This is a genomic window from Pseudoalteromonas galatheae (assembly GCF_005886105.2).
Lineage (GTDB): Bacteria > Pseudomonadota > Gammaproteobacteria > Enterobacterales > Alteromonadaceae > Pseudoalteromonas > Pseudoalteromonas galatheae.
Map to the genome: position 1 here is coordinate 1312157 of NZ_PNCO02000001.1, position 14271 is coordinate 1326427.

Sequence of the window (14271 nt, forward strand, 5' to 3'; positions counted from 1 at the left end):
ACCAAAACCTCCTGATATATAAATTATAAATTTTCGCTGACAAGTTGGAAAAAATATGGTTATGATGCAGGTAAGGACATACCGGACAGGAGACGTAATGTTTAAGAAGATCCTAGCATCTGTCGGTATCGGTGCGGCAAAAGTAGACACTATATTAGAAACAGAACATTTGCACCCGGGACAGAAATTTCAAGCGCAAATAGTAGTGAAGGGCGGTGACGTTAGCCAAGAAGTAACAGGTTTAGAGCTTGCGCTAATGACCAGAGTTAAGATTGAAGGGGAAGACGGCGAATACTTCAGCAATCATGTTATCGATCGTTGGCGTGTAAGCAATAGCTTCACGATAGGTCCAGATGAAGAAAAAGTGATTCCTTTCGAAGCTCGACTTCATTCAGAAACACCAATCACAGAAATTAATGCAGGTTTCAACCGTTGTCATGTTTGGATTGAAACAGGACTAGACATTGATTTAGCAATAGATCCTTCTGACAAAGATGCTTTGCATATATATCCAAATGAAGCAGTTAAAGCCTGTATGACGGCAATGGAGCGTTTAGGCTTTCGTTTAGTGAAAGCTGATGTGGAAAAGGGGTATTTACGAGCCTCCGAGTTTCAGTCTGTTTCTGGTTGCTATCAAGAATTAGAATACCGACCAAGTGCTCGTTCGTTGTTTGGATTACAAGAGGTTGAGCTCTCATTTGTCCCTGAGGCACATCGAACTCATGTACTGATTGAACTAGATAGAGCATTTCGAGGCGATGGCTATGTCGATCTTACGATTGAGCACGATCAGGTAAATATTTCCCAATTATGCGATCAGTTGGAGCGGCTGTTCTCATAATCACTTAATTTAACTCAAAACGCCCAGCTTTGTCTGGGTGTTTTTGTTTCAAGCATAAAGGATACCAATTAGTTTTTAATACTTGCTCAATTTGACGGAGCAAATCTGACGCTAACTGTGTTAAAAATTTTTCATTTAGAACAACTAAATAGCAAAATTTCGCCTTGCCTACATGGATGTAGGTACCTTGGCGTGAGCCGGATGCGGAAGCGGTGTTATCGACAAGATTTTCTCGCCTCAAAATAGATCACTTAATTAAGCTAATAGGTATGACAGAGAAGAATATGAATTGGCAAGTTAAAAGTTATGATGCACTTACAAAAGATGAGCTTTTTGAAATTCTAAAACTAAGAGTAGATGTATTTATTGTGGAGCAGGCATGTCCCTATCCGGAAATTGATGACACGGATAGAGCGCCTGAAACTAGACATTTGTTTTTGGTTAAAGATGAGCAAATCTTGGCCTATGCGCGTTGTTACAGGCAATCAGCATCAACAGCATCCATTGGCCGTGTGATTGTTTCGTCAATATTGCGCGGGCAGGGTGTTGCGCACGATCTCATGCATCGTGCTATTGCTTGTTGTGACACGGATATAACCCATGAAGCTTTAGTTATTTCTGCGCAGTGCTACTTAGACAAGTTTTATACAGGGCTTGGTTTTGTGAAGCAAGGTGACGAATATCTTGAAGATGGGATCCCACATCAAGATATGTTTTTGGTGAGAAATTAAAAGAGGCTACGTGTAGCCTCTTTTTTATGAGCAAAATTATAGCGAATTTAAAAATACTGCAGCAATAGCGATTGGACAAACGAAGCGAATGTACCAAGGCCATATCTTCCAGAAAAAGCTACTACCAACTTCCGGGTACCCTGACTCAATTTCCTTGAGTAGCTTTGCTCTGTGCCAAATCCAACCTACAAAAATACAGCAAAGCATGCCGAGCAGAGGTTGCCCAAACTTAGTTGTTAGGCTGACAATGAAGCCGAATAGCGTCTCGATATTTACTAAAATGGTTAAGCTTACAGCTGTCACTAAAGCACCGATGATCCAAGTTGCTTGTACTCTGCCAAGTGCAAAACGTTCAACGGCGTAAGATACAGGTGCTTCTAACATCGAAATAGAAGAGGTGAGTGCTGCAATACTCATCAGTGCGAAGAAAGCGAAGCTTACTAAGAGGCCAATACTACCCATGCTGTCAAACAGTGCAGGCAATACTTGGAACACTAGGGTATCTTCGTTTAGAAGCGAACCATCGGCTGCAAAGATGTCCACGCCTTGTGCTTGTGCAACATACATGGCAGGAATGATAAGTAAGCCGGCAACGAATGCGATAAAGACGTCGATTAATGTGACCAACGCACCGAGTGAAACTAAATTTTCTTTTTTACTAATATATGAGCCGTAAATGATCATCACGCTGGTACCAAGCGAAAGCGAGAAAAATGCTTGTCCAAGGGCATCAACGAGTAACTGCGGATTGAGCACAGACGAAAAATCAGGAACAAGATAAACTTTAAGCCCTTCAACAGCACCTTCTTGGGTTAATACATAGGCAATTAACGAGAATAAAATACCAATAAGTGCAGGCATCAAGCGTTTTGACCACTTTTCGATCCCATTTTCTACGCCTTTGCTAATAATAAGCACAGTGAGTGCAATAAAGGAGGCTGTAAAGACGATGTTGCGCGACATGGAAGAGTCAGCAAGCCAAGATTGTGCTTGAGTCATCGACGCAACCTCGGCGATGGGCTCAAGTGTTGCACTAAACATCCAACCTGCCACGATTGCATAGAAACTTAAAATAAGACCAGCGCAAATGATACCGCCGAATCCAACAACAAAAGCAAGCTTACTTTGCCATGCTGTATTTGTAAGTTTGCGCAGTGAAGATACCGCATTTGCTTGGCCGTGACGGCCAATAACAAGCTCTGCCATTAGTGCTGGGTAGGCAAGACAAAAAGCCAACACCAGATAAACGAAAACAAACGCAGCGCCACCATTGGATGCTGTCTGTGTAGGGAAACCCCAAATATTTCCCAAACCTACTGCCGACCCTGCGGCAGCCATAATAAAACCAAAGCGAGAGCTGAACTCTCCTCGGACATTGCTCATAATTATTATACTTCTCTAAATTTTCTAACGGCGTTGACAATCTACTGTAATTAAAAAGAAATAAAAAGAATAAATTACTTTGATTTAGCGCAAGTTTTAGCCGGATATGTGGCCGTAATTAAGTTGTTGCACTCAAAAAGGAAAGTTTAGCTTATAAGCTAATGTTTTCACGATTATTTATGCATGAGGTTGGTTAGCGTGTAGCGGCATATTTACAACAATTATTTTTCTTTACAGGGAAGCGAAAGCACAAATTTTGCACCGCCTAATCGCTCGGACTGGTTAACAGTGGCTGTACCATGATGCCAATCCATGACTTTTGCAACGATGGCAAGCCCTAAACCGTAGCTCTTACCCGCACGGTTACGATGAGTTTGCTCTTGAAAGAAAGGGCTAAAGACTTTGTCCCAGTTTTGTCTCGCGATCCCAGGTCCATCGTCTTCAACGGTAATAATAAGCCTGTGTTCGGTACGATGTGCACTCAATACCACACTACTTGTCGCAAAATCACAAGCATTGCTGATCAGATTACTTACGGCTCTGGCAAGCCAATGTAAGTCACCATAGATCATTAAGTGTTCAGGAATATCCACCAGACCACTAAGTTGATTCTTTTGTAGTTTATGCTGCATTTGCTGCATAAGATCTTGGCCATAATGAGATAAGTTTGTGACTTCGTGTTTGAGTAAATGAGACTTTTGCTCGAGTGTCGCAAACGAGAGGTAGCTCGCAAGCATATCTTCCATTTGGTCTAAATCTTTTTCCATACGTTCTAAATAGTCGTGGATAGCGCCAATATCATTTTCATCCAAAGCAGCATCTAAGCCAAATCTTAAGCACGCAACAGGTGTTCGAATGTCATGAGAAAGACTAGAGGCCATTAATTTATTTTCGGCCATTAGCTTTTCAATCTGGTTGGCCATGCGATTGAAAGTGTTTTCTAGATCACGGATGTAAGTGAAATGATTGGGGGCGATCCGCGCGCTTAGGTTGCCGCTAGCAAAGTGCTTTGCTGCGGTATTGAGTACAATCAATCGTTTCACTAAGGGAGAGAGAATAAACCATAGAATCGCGCAAATACCGCCATAGAAAAATAAAGTCAGTAGCACATCGTAGTTCGCCTGTTCAACTTGAGGCAACCATTCTAACTCAATATAGTCAGGTGCCATTTCAGGCGTTGTTTTTAGTAGATAGACATTCTCGTTCTCTATCACTAACCCATCAGGTTGAAGCATTTGTTGCTTCAACTCGAGTGGCATGGCTAGTGTATCGCCATCTTTATAACTAATGTTGATAGCAAATTGTCGAGCAATCAAAGTAGTTGCATCTTCACGCTTTGCCCGATCAATATTGGCAATTTGCTTAGCAAGGCCGGTGATTAGTTTACTTTGCCATTCAAAGTTATCTTCTACAGGGGCGGTTTGTTGATTGTAGGTGTCAATCACCCAACCTAATGCAAAGATCGAAATCAATGCACCGGCGAGTAAGTAGATGTAGAGTTTTTTCACGATATGAGCTTGTAATTCACGTTACCAAGCCGAGGGTACAAGTAAATAACCTTTTCCCCATACGGTTTTAATCTTTTCGGGATTTTGTGGGTCGTCGTTAAATTTCTTCCGCAGAGCGGAAATGAGTACGTCTACGCTTCTATCAAGGCCATCGTATTCTCTTCCTTTCGTGGCTTTAAATACCGCGTCACGAGATACAACTTCGCCAGCATGACTGGCTAGAAACTGTAACAGTAAATATTCGGCGCTGGAAACGATGATTTCTTGTCCTGAAACACTGACTTTGCGAGCCTGAGTGTCAATGCATAGGTGCCCAACGATAAGTTCATGATTTGCCGTTTTGTGGTCGAGTGGCTTTTCTTGGGCTGCGCGTACATTGGCTTTGATCCGAGCGAGTAAGGCTCGTGGGCGAACCGGCTTAATAACATAATCGCTGGCACCAACTTCTAAGCCAATGACTTCGTCCATTTCTTCATCTTTGGCGGTAAGCATAATAACAGGTTTGTTATAAAACTGGCGTAAGTCGCGGCACACGCTGATACCGTCTTTACCAGGAAGCATAAGATCAAGTAAAACAAGGTCTGGGTCTAACGACTTAACACGTTCGATCACCTCGTCACCACGATAGCAACAATGTGTTTTGTAGCCTTGATTGTCTAGATATTCAGCAACCCACTGAGCAAGTGAAGTGTCATCTTCAACCAATAAAATCGTACCGTATTGCTCCATGTCTTAACTCCGAACTTTTTATTTTTCTGCGTCGAGTATAATTCCAGAAGCGAAGATGTCTGTAAATAAGTGTAGCGCCAGCTTCTGAGAAAAAGCTGACGGCTCTTCAATTATTTAACGTTTAGCTTCTCAATTAAACTTTCGGCTAAGTGTTTTTGCATATCCGCTGTTAGTGCAGATACTTCTGTTTGGGTACACGCACCAGCGGTTTTTTCGAGTGGAGAAACCGTCTTAGTTACCTTGTAAGGAGGAATATCCACCGGGTTTTTGCCACGTTGACGGCGCGCCTCGTCGGTATTTTGTGCAACGATAAACGATAGCACGTCATGTTCATTTTCTATTTTCTCTACTTCGGTAAAAGTGAACTGCAATGGGATCCCTTGGAATCCAGCACTGTCCACCGAAGATTTAGCAAACCATACAACATCTGATGAAGCTTGGTGTGCCAGACGCATACTGACTGAAGCCACAATATTTGTGCATTGGAACGCTGGTGAGTTTTGTGCAAGCTCAGCAATGTGAGGGTGTGGATTTCTTGGTCTATCCAAAGCGTACGTTTTATTGGCCGCAAACTCTAAATCAAGTTGGTGAATCGTTAGCGTATAGCTTGCCCCTTTTCCAGCGGCAATTTTAAGCCCTTTTTTCTCGAGTAAAGTAACGATTTGCTTTCTTAGCGTATCAGTTAAGCTAACTTTGTCTGCGTTGATATAAACAGTATCACCTTGTGCGAGCGGGTGAGCGGGTAATTGCACTGATTTAATCCGTGCGGAATTAAGTTCGGTACTATAGCTGATTTGATAGACAGATTTTTTTAATAGTGGCTTCTTAGGCACATCTAACTTTGGCGCTAATGGCGCTGTGGTGACACATCCAAAGAGTAGGCTTGTACATAGAGCTGCTAGCACTAAACGCATTAAAATACCTCAATTAAACAGTTATTTTCTTATATTTAGTGAGTTCCGCCAATTCATCGTGTTAGTATGGCGGGCGAGTGTTAATGAAATGAGTCATTATGAAGTCGCTAATTCTCACATTAGTTTGTTTTTTTTGCATTAGTTATCCAAAAATAACGATTGCAAAAACTCCAAACCAGCAATGGTCACAATTTTTAAAAAGCTATTCTAAGCAAGTCGAGCGCAAACTAAAAGAAAAATCGGTGCCTGGTGCTGCATTATCCATTGTGCATATTGAGCACGGTAGCTACGCTAAGGGCTTTGGTTTGACGAAAAGCCGCCAAGGAAGAGTGGTTAATGAGCAAACTCGTTTTCGATTAGCATCTTTATCTAAAACGTTTGCGGGCAGTTTAACCGCAAAGCTGGCGAGTGAAGGATATTTTAGTGTTGACGATCATGTCAGTACCTATTTGCCACAAGTCGCAAAGGGAAATTATAGTCAACTTAAGCTCTATCACCTGCTAAGTCATTCGAGTGGCTTGGTGCCCAACGCCTACGATAACCTAATAGAATCGCGCATGGATTATCCGCAAATTGTAGAGCGCTTACTGCAAGTCAAAGCGTTGTGTAAGCCCGGCGAGTGCTATGGCTATCAAAATGTCATGTTTAGCTTGATTGGGGATGTTATCGAAAAAGCAACAAACATCAGTTACAAGACTTGGATGGAAGAATTTGTATTCGCGCCACTTAATATGCGCGATTCAGGTCTTGGTTATGAGCAAATGACAAAAAATGATAACTTTGCCTGGCCGCATGTGAGAGGCAGAAAACGTTGGCATACCGCAAAATTAAAGCAACATTACTATAAAGTACTGCCGGCTGCAGGTGTAAATGCGAGCGCAGCGGATATGGCGCAGTGGTTAAAAGCACAGTTAGGCATGTACCCAAGTGTGTTATCACCAGATGCGCTAAGTAAACAATCGGTACCTTATACCTTGACCAAGCGAGAGTTACGACGAAGGATTTGGCGTGGCCACGTAGAAGAAGCTTATTATGGACTTGGATGGCGCATTTATCGCTACGATGGCAAGTTACTTTATTATCACAGTGGCTGGGTGCAAGGTTATCGTACCGATGTAGTGATTATTCCTGAGCTTGGTGTTGGCTTTAGCTTACTGTTAAATGCAGAGAGTGGCATTATTAATCAGCTAACGAACGATTTTATTGTTGACGCATTGGCGCTTGAGAAGAAATTACTGCCTCAGGTGAGTGAGCAGGAAATTAAGAAAATTAAAGAAGACGAAGCAAATTTATTGAAAGCCGCGACGTTTTCTAGTGAAAGCGTCGCGAGCAATAAAGATTAATTACGAGGTAATTGGATCTTTTTGTCTTCACTTTGACGGTACAACACAATGATATGGCCAATTGTTTGTACCTTGTGCGCGTTCGTTTCACGAACAATTGCTTCAAAAATCAACTGCTTAGTTTCACGATCATTGGTTGGTACTTTTACCTTGATGAGTTCGTGAATGTTCAGGTTTTGCTCAATTTCAGCCATGACACCTTCCGTTAGGCCGTTTGCGCCAAGAAGAACAACTGGGTTTAAAGAATGAGCTAGCCCTTTTAGGAACTGCTTTTGTTTATTTGATAAGGTCATATTGATACAATCTTATTTATTAAAAGGCTTGAATTCTCGATATTCTAACGCCATCTAGACAATATTACTAATGAGTTGTAGTTAATATGGCAAATAAAAAACATTCCGCCAGTTCGAAACGTTGGTTAAAAGAGCACGTAGAAGACCCTTACGTACATGAGGCCCAAAAGCGTGGCTATCGTTCACGAGCGGTTTTTAAGCTGGAAGAAATCCAACAAAAGGATAAATTGATCCGTAAAGGGATGACGGTAGTTGATTTAGGGGCTGCCCCGGGGAGCTGGTCGCAGTATCTCGCAGAGCAGGTAGATATTGACGGACAAGTGATTGCCTGTGATATCTTACCGATGGACTCATTAGCAGGCGTTGACTTCCTTCAGGGAGACTTCAGAGAAGAAGCGGTATTAAATGCGCTGCTCGACAGAATAAATGGCAAGAACGTAGACGTGGTTTTTTCCGACATGGCTCCAAATATGAGTGGTAATATGTCAACCGATCAATCTGGCAGCATGTATTTAGTCGAACTAGCATTAGATATGTGTCACCAAGTGCTTAAACCAAATGGCGCATTTGCGGTTAAAGTTTTTCAAGGCGAGGGCTTTGATCAATTTGTACAAGAGGTACGTAATTGTTTTAAGGTTGTAAAGATCCGTAAACCAAAAGCGTCTCGTCCTCGTTCACGAGAAGTATATGTAGTGGCGACAGGTTACAAACTGTAGTACAGTTGGAAAGCATCAAGTTGAATTTGAATTTTTTTGGATACAAGAGGTTAACTCCTTGAGCGATATGGCTAAAAATCTAATACTCTGGTTAGTGATTGCAGTAGTGCTAATGACTGTGTTCCAGAGCTTTAACGGTGGCGAACAATATGATCGCCAAACGAGTTACACACAATTTGTAAAGGATGTGCGCAATGGCTCTGTAAGAGAAGTCAGTATTGACCGTCAAACGGGCATGATTAGTGGCGTTCGTTCTAGTGGAGATCGTTTCCAGACAGTGATCCCATTAACTGATTTAGATCTAGTTAATGATTTACTTAAGAATGACGTAAATATCAAAGGTGTTGCACCGGAAGAACAGTCTTTCTTGGCAAATATCTTTATTTCTTGGTTCCCAATGTTGCTGCTTATCGGGGTATGGATTTTCTTCATGCGCCAAATGCAAGGCGGTGGCGGCAAAGGCGCGATGTCGTTTGGTAAAAGTAAAGCTCGATTAATGAGCGAAGACCAAGTTAAGACAACATTTGCGGATGTTGCTGGTTGTGATGAAGCGAAAGAAGATGTTACTGAGCTAGTCGATTTCTTGCGTGATCCGTCAAAGTTTCAAAAGTTGGGCGGTAGCATTCCGAAAGGCGTGTTAATGGTTGGCCCTCCTGGTACGGGTAAAACCCTACTTGCTAAAGCCGTTGCTGGTGAAGCAAAAGTACCATTCTTTACCATTTCGGGTTCTGACTTCGTAGAAATGTTTGTTGGTGTTGGTGCATCTCGTGTTCGTGATATGTTTGAGCAGGCGAAAAAAGCAGCGCCTTGTATTATCTTTATCGATGAAATCGACGCTGTAGGCCGTAAACGTGGCGCTGGTATGGGCGGTGGTCACGACGAGCGAGAGCAAACGCTTAACCAAATGCTTGTAGAAATGGATGGCTTTGAGGGTAACGAAGGTATTATCGTTATTGCTGCTACTAACCGTCCTGATGTACTAGACCCTGCATTATTACGTCCAGGCCGTTTTGACCGCCAAGTCGTGGTTGGTCTTCCGGATATTCGTGGCCGTGAACAAATCTTAAATGTACACATGCGTAAAGTGCCTTTAGACGATAATGTTGAAGCGTCTGTGATTGCACGTGGTACACCTGGTTTTTCTGGTGCTGACTTAGCTAACCTTGTGAATGAAGCTGCACTTTTTGCCGCTCGTGGCAACAAGCGTAAGGTAAGCATGGCGGAATTTGACGCCGCGAAAGATAAAATCATGATGGGTGCTGAGCGTAAGTCCATGGTGATGAGCGAGCAAGAGAAGGAAATGACGGCTTATCACGAAGCTGGTCACGCGATTGTTGGTCGTTTAGTGCCTGAGCATGACCCAGTATATAAAGTGTCGATTATCCCACGTGGTCGCGCATTAGGTGTAACAATGTACTTACCGGAGCAAGACCGTGTAAGTCACTCTAAGCAACACCTAGAATCTATGCTTTCGAGTTTATACGGTGGTCGTATCGCTGAAGCGCTGATTTACGGCGATGACAAAGTAACGACAGGCGCGAGCAACGATATTGAGCGCGCAACCGATATTGCTAAGAAAATGGTTACGCAGTGGGGCTTAAGTCCGAAACTTGGTCCACAGATGTATTTAGAAGAGCAAGGCGAGATGTACATGGGTGGTGGTTCTCACCGCATGTCAGGTATGTCGGATGAAACTGCTAAGCTTATTGATGCTGAAATTAAAGATTTCATCGATCGCAACTACCAACGTGCGGAGCAAATCCTAAAAGATAATATGGATATTCTTCACACGATGAAAGACGCGTTGATGAAATATGAAACGATTGATGCATTGCAGATTGATGACTTAATGGAGCGCCGTGATGTTCGTCCACCAAGGGATGCACATGACATTAAGCCAGAGAAAAAAGCGGAATCTGCGAAAGTAACAGAGATAAAGCCTGAGCCTAAAGCTGAAAAACCAGCAGAAGAGCAGTCAAACGACACATCATCAAACTCAGAACTTGATGACAAATCGTAAGATTAGGTAGAATACGACAGCCCCGAGCAATCGGGGCTTTTTTGTATCAGTTGATATAAGTTCTATTAGCACTCAATGCGAGAATTTAAATCAACTGCTATAAGCCTTTCGTTATCACCAAACTTAAACTACAGAAAATAGGTATAGAATGTACGAGTTACGTTTACCCAAAGGGCGCACCCTTAGTTTAGATAAGCCTCAGGTAATGGGGATTTTAAATGTTACTCCCGACTCATTTTCTGACGGTGGACATTTTACTCACCTTGATAGTGCGATAGAGCAAGCAAATTTAATGCTTTCACAAGGCGCTACCATCTTAGATATAGGTGGAGAGTCCACTCGTCCCGGTGCGCCAGACGTACAATTAGAAGAAGAATTACAGCGCGTAATACCGGTTATTCAAGCAATTCGTACACACTCTAACTGTGTGATTTCGGTAGATACCAGTAAAGCCGAGGTGATGAAACAAGCAATAGAGGCTGGCGCTGATATCATTAATGATGTTCGAGCGTTGCAAGAGCCAGGTGCGCTCGAAGTCGCAGCTCAATACGGTGATGTACCAATTTGTTTAATGCATATGCAAGGTCAACCTCGCTCAATGCAAAATAACCCTCACTATGATGACTTATTTTCAGACATCAGTCAGTTTTTCGAAGCTAGGATCAGTGCGTGCAAGCAAGCTGGGATTGATATCAATCGGCTGATTTTAGATCCTGGCTTTGGCTTCGGTAAATCTCTAGAGCATAACTTTCAGATATTAGGCTGGCTGGACAAGTTTCACGCTTTCAATTTGCCTATTCTGACAGGTCTCTCTAGAAAGTCCATGTTTGGACAACTACTCACTCGGGAAACGCATGAGCGCGTAGCTGCGAGTCTAGCTGGTGCACTGATATGTGTGCAGAAAGGCGCGCACATAATTCGTGTTCATGACGTAAAAGAAACAAGCGACGCGCTTAATGTATGGCTAGCGTCGGTCAATGGAGTTACTCAATGACAACAAGAAAGTACTTCGGTACGGATGGTGTAAGGGGCATGGTGGGCGAGTTCCCAATTACGCCTGAGTTTGCAATGAAACTAGGCTGGGCGGCTGGAAAAGTGCTGTCTGAGCGTGGTACCAAAAAGGTAATTATTGGCAAAGATACCCGCATTTCTGGCTACCTTCTTGAAACCGCGTTAGAGGCTGGATTAATTGCCGCTGGGATCAATGTGATTTTATTAGGGCCGATGCCGACACCTGCTGTTGCTTATTTGACACAAACGTTCAGAGCTGAGGCTGGTATTGTGATCAGTGCATCTCATAATCCATACCATGACAATGGCATCAAGTTTTTTGGTGGCGATGGTAAAAAGCTCCCTGACGAGGTGGAACTTGCAATAGAAGCAAAGCTGGATGAGCCGATGACGTGTGTAGCGTCTGAAAAGCTCGGTAAAGCTAAGCGCCTAGAGAGTGCGGATGGTCGCTATATCGAATTTTGTAAAGGCCAGTTCCCTAAAGAGCTATCGCTTGAAGGTTTGAAAGTGGTGCTGGACTGCGCAAATGGCGCGACTTACCACATTGCGCCAAGTGTCATGCGTGAACTTGGTGCGGACGTGATCACAACTGCGTGTGAACCGAATGGTGTTAACATCAACGAAAAATGCGGTGCAACGCATGTCGAAGCGTTGAAAAAAGCCGTGCTTGAACATCAAGCGGATGTTGGTATTGCTTATGACGGTGATGGTGATCGAGTCATGATGGTCGATCACGACGGTCATGTATTTGATGGTGATGACATCGTCTATATTATTGCATGCCAGGCTCATGCCGATGGCACATTAGGTGGCGGTGTTGTAGGTACGGTGATGTCTAACATGGGGCTCGAAAACGCCCTTAAATCACGCGGAATTGCTTTTGAGCGCAGTAAGGTCGGTGACCGCTATGTGATGGAGCTTCTTGGTGAGAAAGGCTGGAAAATCGGCGGCGAAAGCTCAGGTCACGTTTTAAATCTGGATCTGATCAGCACCGGTGATGGCATTGTCTCGAGCTTACAAGTGCTTGCCGCCATGGTTGCGCAGAATAAAACATTAAAAGATTTGGGTGACGGTTTTAGCAAATACCCAATGAAGATGATTAATGTGCGTTATAGCACTAAAGATGATCCAACCGAGCAAGACGCTGTTAAAGCGGTTGTCGCTGAAGTTGAAACTCAGCTTGCCGGAAAGGGCAGAGTGCTATTGCGTAAATCTGGTACAGAGCCAGTGGTTCGCGTCATGGTTGAAGCTCAGCAACAGAAGCAAGTTATCGATTTTGCCCAAAAAATCGCTGAAGTTGTTGAATCTGTGAGCAATTAAACCAAAAGTTAAATTTATTTCTTGTAACTTCGGGTGAGTAGAGTTAGTATCTCACCCGCTTTCTACTGCGGAGTATCGTATGACAACTAGAAAGCAAATTGTTGCTGGTAACTGGAAAATGAATGGCTCAAAAGCTCTTGTTGACCAAATATCAGAAGCAGTAAGCAATCAAACATTTAAAGCAGATGTAATTATTTTTCCTCCTGCTATGCTCATTGAGCAAGCAGCAAGTAAAGGGCTTACTGTCGGAACACAAACTGTTTCGGAATATAAAGAAGGCGCATACACTGGAGAAGTTCAGGCGTCCCTAGCAAAATCGCTAGGAGCAACATATACCTTAGTTGGTCATTCAGAGCGTCGAGCTATTTATGGCGAAAGCGATGAAGATGTTGCTAATAAATTTGCACATGCTCAAGAACAAGGTTTAACACCAATTTTATGTGTTGGTGAGACCGAAGAAGAAAGAGAAAATGGGCAGACAGAGCAAGTAGTTGCTAGGCAAATAAACGCAGTTATCACCAAATTAGGTGTAGCAGCGTTAGCAAACTCTGTGATAGCATACGAACCTGTTTGGGCTATTGGTACTGGTAAAACAGCATCTCCAGAGCAAGCGCAAGCAGTACACAAATTTATACGTGATTTGCTTTCAGATAATGACAAGCAAATCGCACAATCACTGCAGCTCCTTTACGGCGGCAGTGTTAATGAACAGAACAGTGAATTGTTATTCGCACAAGACGATATAGACGGTGGACTTATCGGTGGCGCAAGCCTAAAACCTGAGAGTTTCGCTGCTATATGCAGAAGTGCAAAAGGATAAGTAAATGTACGAAATTCTAATGGTTGTTTACTTAATTGTGGCATTAGCATTAATTGGTATGGTGTTAATTCAACAAGGTAAAGGCGCAGACATGGGCTCTTCGTTTGGTGCAGGTGCGTCAGCGACAGTTTTTGGCTCATCAGGCGCAGGCAACTTTATGACCAAGACAACAACAATATTGGCAACTGTATTCTTTGTGCTAAGTATTGTTCTAGGTAATCTAACTACAGGTCAGATTAAAAAGACTAACGAGTGGGAAAACCTAGAGGCACCAGCTGCTGCAACAACAGTTCCAGCAACAAATGATGTGCCAGCGACAGAAGAAAATCCAGCTTCTGACGTGCCTAACTAATTATTAGGAAATACACCGAATTTGCGAATGTGGTGGAATTGGTAGACACGCCATCTTGAGGGGGTGGTGGCTTCGGCCGTGGGGGTTCAAGTCCCCCCATTCGCACCAAATAAAAAAACCAGCTTAGGCTGGTTTTTTTCGTCTAGACTCTTTTATTTAGAGAAACTAATACCAGTTGTATTAAGTAAATGATCTATCTTGAAGCGGGGAAATAGCTTTAGTAGCACCGCTCTCGCGTCCTGCTACCGCTAAGGTACCTATATCCATATAGGCAAGGCAAAAATTTTGCT

Annotated in this window: 14 protein-coding genes and 1 tRNA gene; 10 read left to right on the forward strand and 5 right to left on the reverse strand. The window is 43.1% G+C overall.

The annotated features are described in order from the left end of the window. Positions 1-97 precede the first annotated feature (97 nt). Complete coding sequence (locus CWC29_RS05750) at positions 98-841, forward strand: sporulation protein (protein WP_138522790.1); 744 nt, start codon at positions 98-100, stop codon at positions 839-841. 284 nt (positions 842-1125) lie between these two features. Beyond that, positions 1126-1572: a GNAT family N-acetyltransferase gene (locus CWC29_RS05755; RefSeq protein ID WP_128728364.1), complete on the forward strand. Its 447-nt coding sequence runs from the start codon at positions 1126-1128 to the stop codon at positions 1570-1572. Positions 1573-1608: 36 nt separating this feature from the next. Here the strand turns inward: CWC29_RS05755 and CWC29_RS05760 are convergent, their stop codons facing one another. The 4 genes from CWC29_RS05760 to CWC29_RS05775 form a co-directional block, all read right to left on the reverse strand. Further along, positions 1609-2955 carry a sodium-dependent transporter gene (locus tag CWC29_RS05760; RefSeq protein ID WP_138524876.1) on the reverse strand — a complete coding sequence of 449 codons (1347 nt, stop codon included), beginning with the start codon at positions 2953-2955 and terminating at the stop codon, positions 1609-1611. 221 nt (positions 2956-3176) lie between these two features. Beyond that, positions 3177-4463 carry a sensor histidine kinase gene (locus CWC29_RS05765; protein WP_138524874.1) on the reverse strand — a complete coding sequence of 429 codons (1287 nt, stop codon included), beginning with the start codon at positions 4461-4463 and terminating at the stop codon, positions 3177-3179. Positions 4464-4484: 21 nt separating this feature from the next. Continuing rightward, positions 4485-5192: a response regulator gene (locus tag CWC29_RS05770; RefSeq protein ID WP_128728361.1), complete on the reverse strand. Its 708-nt coding sequence runs from the start codon at positions 5190-5192 to the stop codon at positions 4485-4487. Between the two features lie 110 nt (positions 5193-5302). Continuing rightward, the gene (locus CWC29_RS05775; RefSeq protein WP_128728360.1) at positions 5303-6106 is read right to left on the reverse strand and encodes a hypothetical protein; all 804 of its coding nucleotides are present in this window, start codon (positions 6104-6106) and stop codon (positions 5303-5305) included. A gap of 98 nt (positions 6107-6204) precedes the next feature. Between CWC29_RS05775 and CWC29_RS05780 the strand changes: the two genes are divergently transcribed. Next, on the forward strand, positions 6205-7449 hold the full coding sequence (locus CWC29_RS05780; RefSeq protein WP_138524872.1) for a serine hydrolase domain-containing protein: 1245 nt from the start codon (positions 6205-6207) through the stop codon (positions 7447-7449). Here the strand turns inward: CWC29_RS05780 and yhbY are convergent. Continuing rightward, on the reverse strand, positions 7446-7742 hold the full coding sequence (yhbY, locus tag CWC29_RS05785; RefSeq protein ID WP_128728358.1) for a ribosome assembly RNA-binding protein YhbY: 297 nt from the start codon (positions 7740-7742) through the stop codon (positions 7446-7448). The two genes, CWC29_RS05780 and yhbY, sit on opposite strands and share 4 nt — an antisense overlap. An 86-nt stretch (positions 7743-7828) precedes the next feature. Between yhbY and rlmE the strand changes: the two genes are divergently transcribed. The 7 genes from rlmE to CWC29_RS05820 all read left to right on the forward strand — a co-directional run bounded on the left by rlmE (position 7829) and on the right by CWC29_RS05820 (position 14089). Then, entirely contained in the window at positions 7829-8458 is a 630-nt protein-coding gene (rlmE, locus tag CWC29_RS05790; protein ID WP_099028807.1) for a 23S rRNA (uridine(2552)-2'-O)-methyltransferase RlmE, read from the forward strand. Between the two features lie 67 nt (positions 8459-8525). After that, positions 8526-10478: an ATP-dependent zinc metalloprotease FtsH gene (gene ftsH / locus CWC29_RS05795; RefSeq protein ID WP_095728538.1), complete on the forward strand. Its 1953-nt coding sequence runs from the start codon at positions 8526-8528 to the stop codon at positions 10476-10478. A gap of 148 nt (positions 10479-10626) precedes the next feature. Beyond that, positions 10627-11472 (forward strand): dihydropteroate synthase, encoded by an 846-nt coding sequence (folP, locus tag CWC29_RS05800; protein ID WP_138524870.1) that lies wholly within the window; start codon positions 10627-10629, stop codon positions 11470-11472. Further along, positions 11469-12809 (forward strand): phosphoglucosamine mutase, encoded by a 1341-nt coding sequence (gene glmM / locus CWC29_RS05805; protein ID WP_128728356.1) that lies wholly within the window; start codon positions 11469-11471, stop codon positions 12807-12809. The genes folP and glmM overlap by 4 nt, the downstream gene beginning before the upstream one ends. A gap of 79 nt (positions 12810-12888) precedes the next feature. Then, positions 12889-13629 (forward strand): triose-phosphate isomerase, encoded by a 741-nt coding sequence (tpiA, locus tag CWC29_RS05810; protein ID WP_128728355.1) that lies wholly within the window; start codon positions 12889-12891, stop codon positions 13627-13629. A 4-nt stretch (positions 13630-13633) separates the two neighbouring features. Further along, a complete protein-coding gene (secG, locus tag CWC29_RS05815; RefSeq protein WP_128728354.1) occupies positions 13634-13981 on the forward strand; it encodes a preprotein translocase subunit SecG in 348 nt (115 codons plus the stop codon). Between the two features lie 23 nt (positions 13982-14004). Further along, positions 14005-14089, forward strand: a tRNA-Leu gene (locus CWC29_RS05820). Positions 14090-14271: the final 182 nt, after the last annotated feature.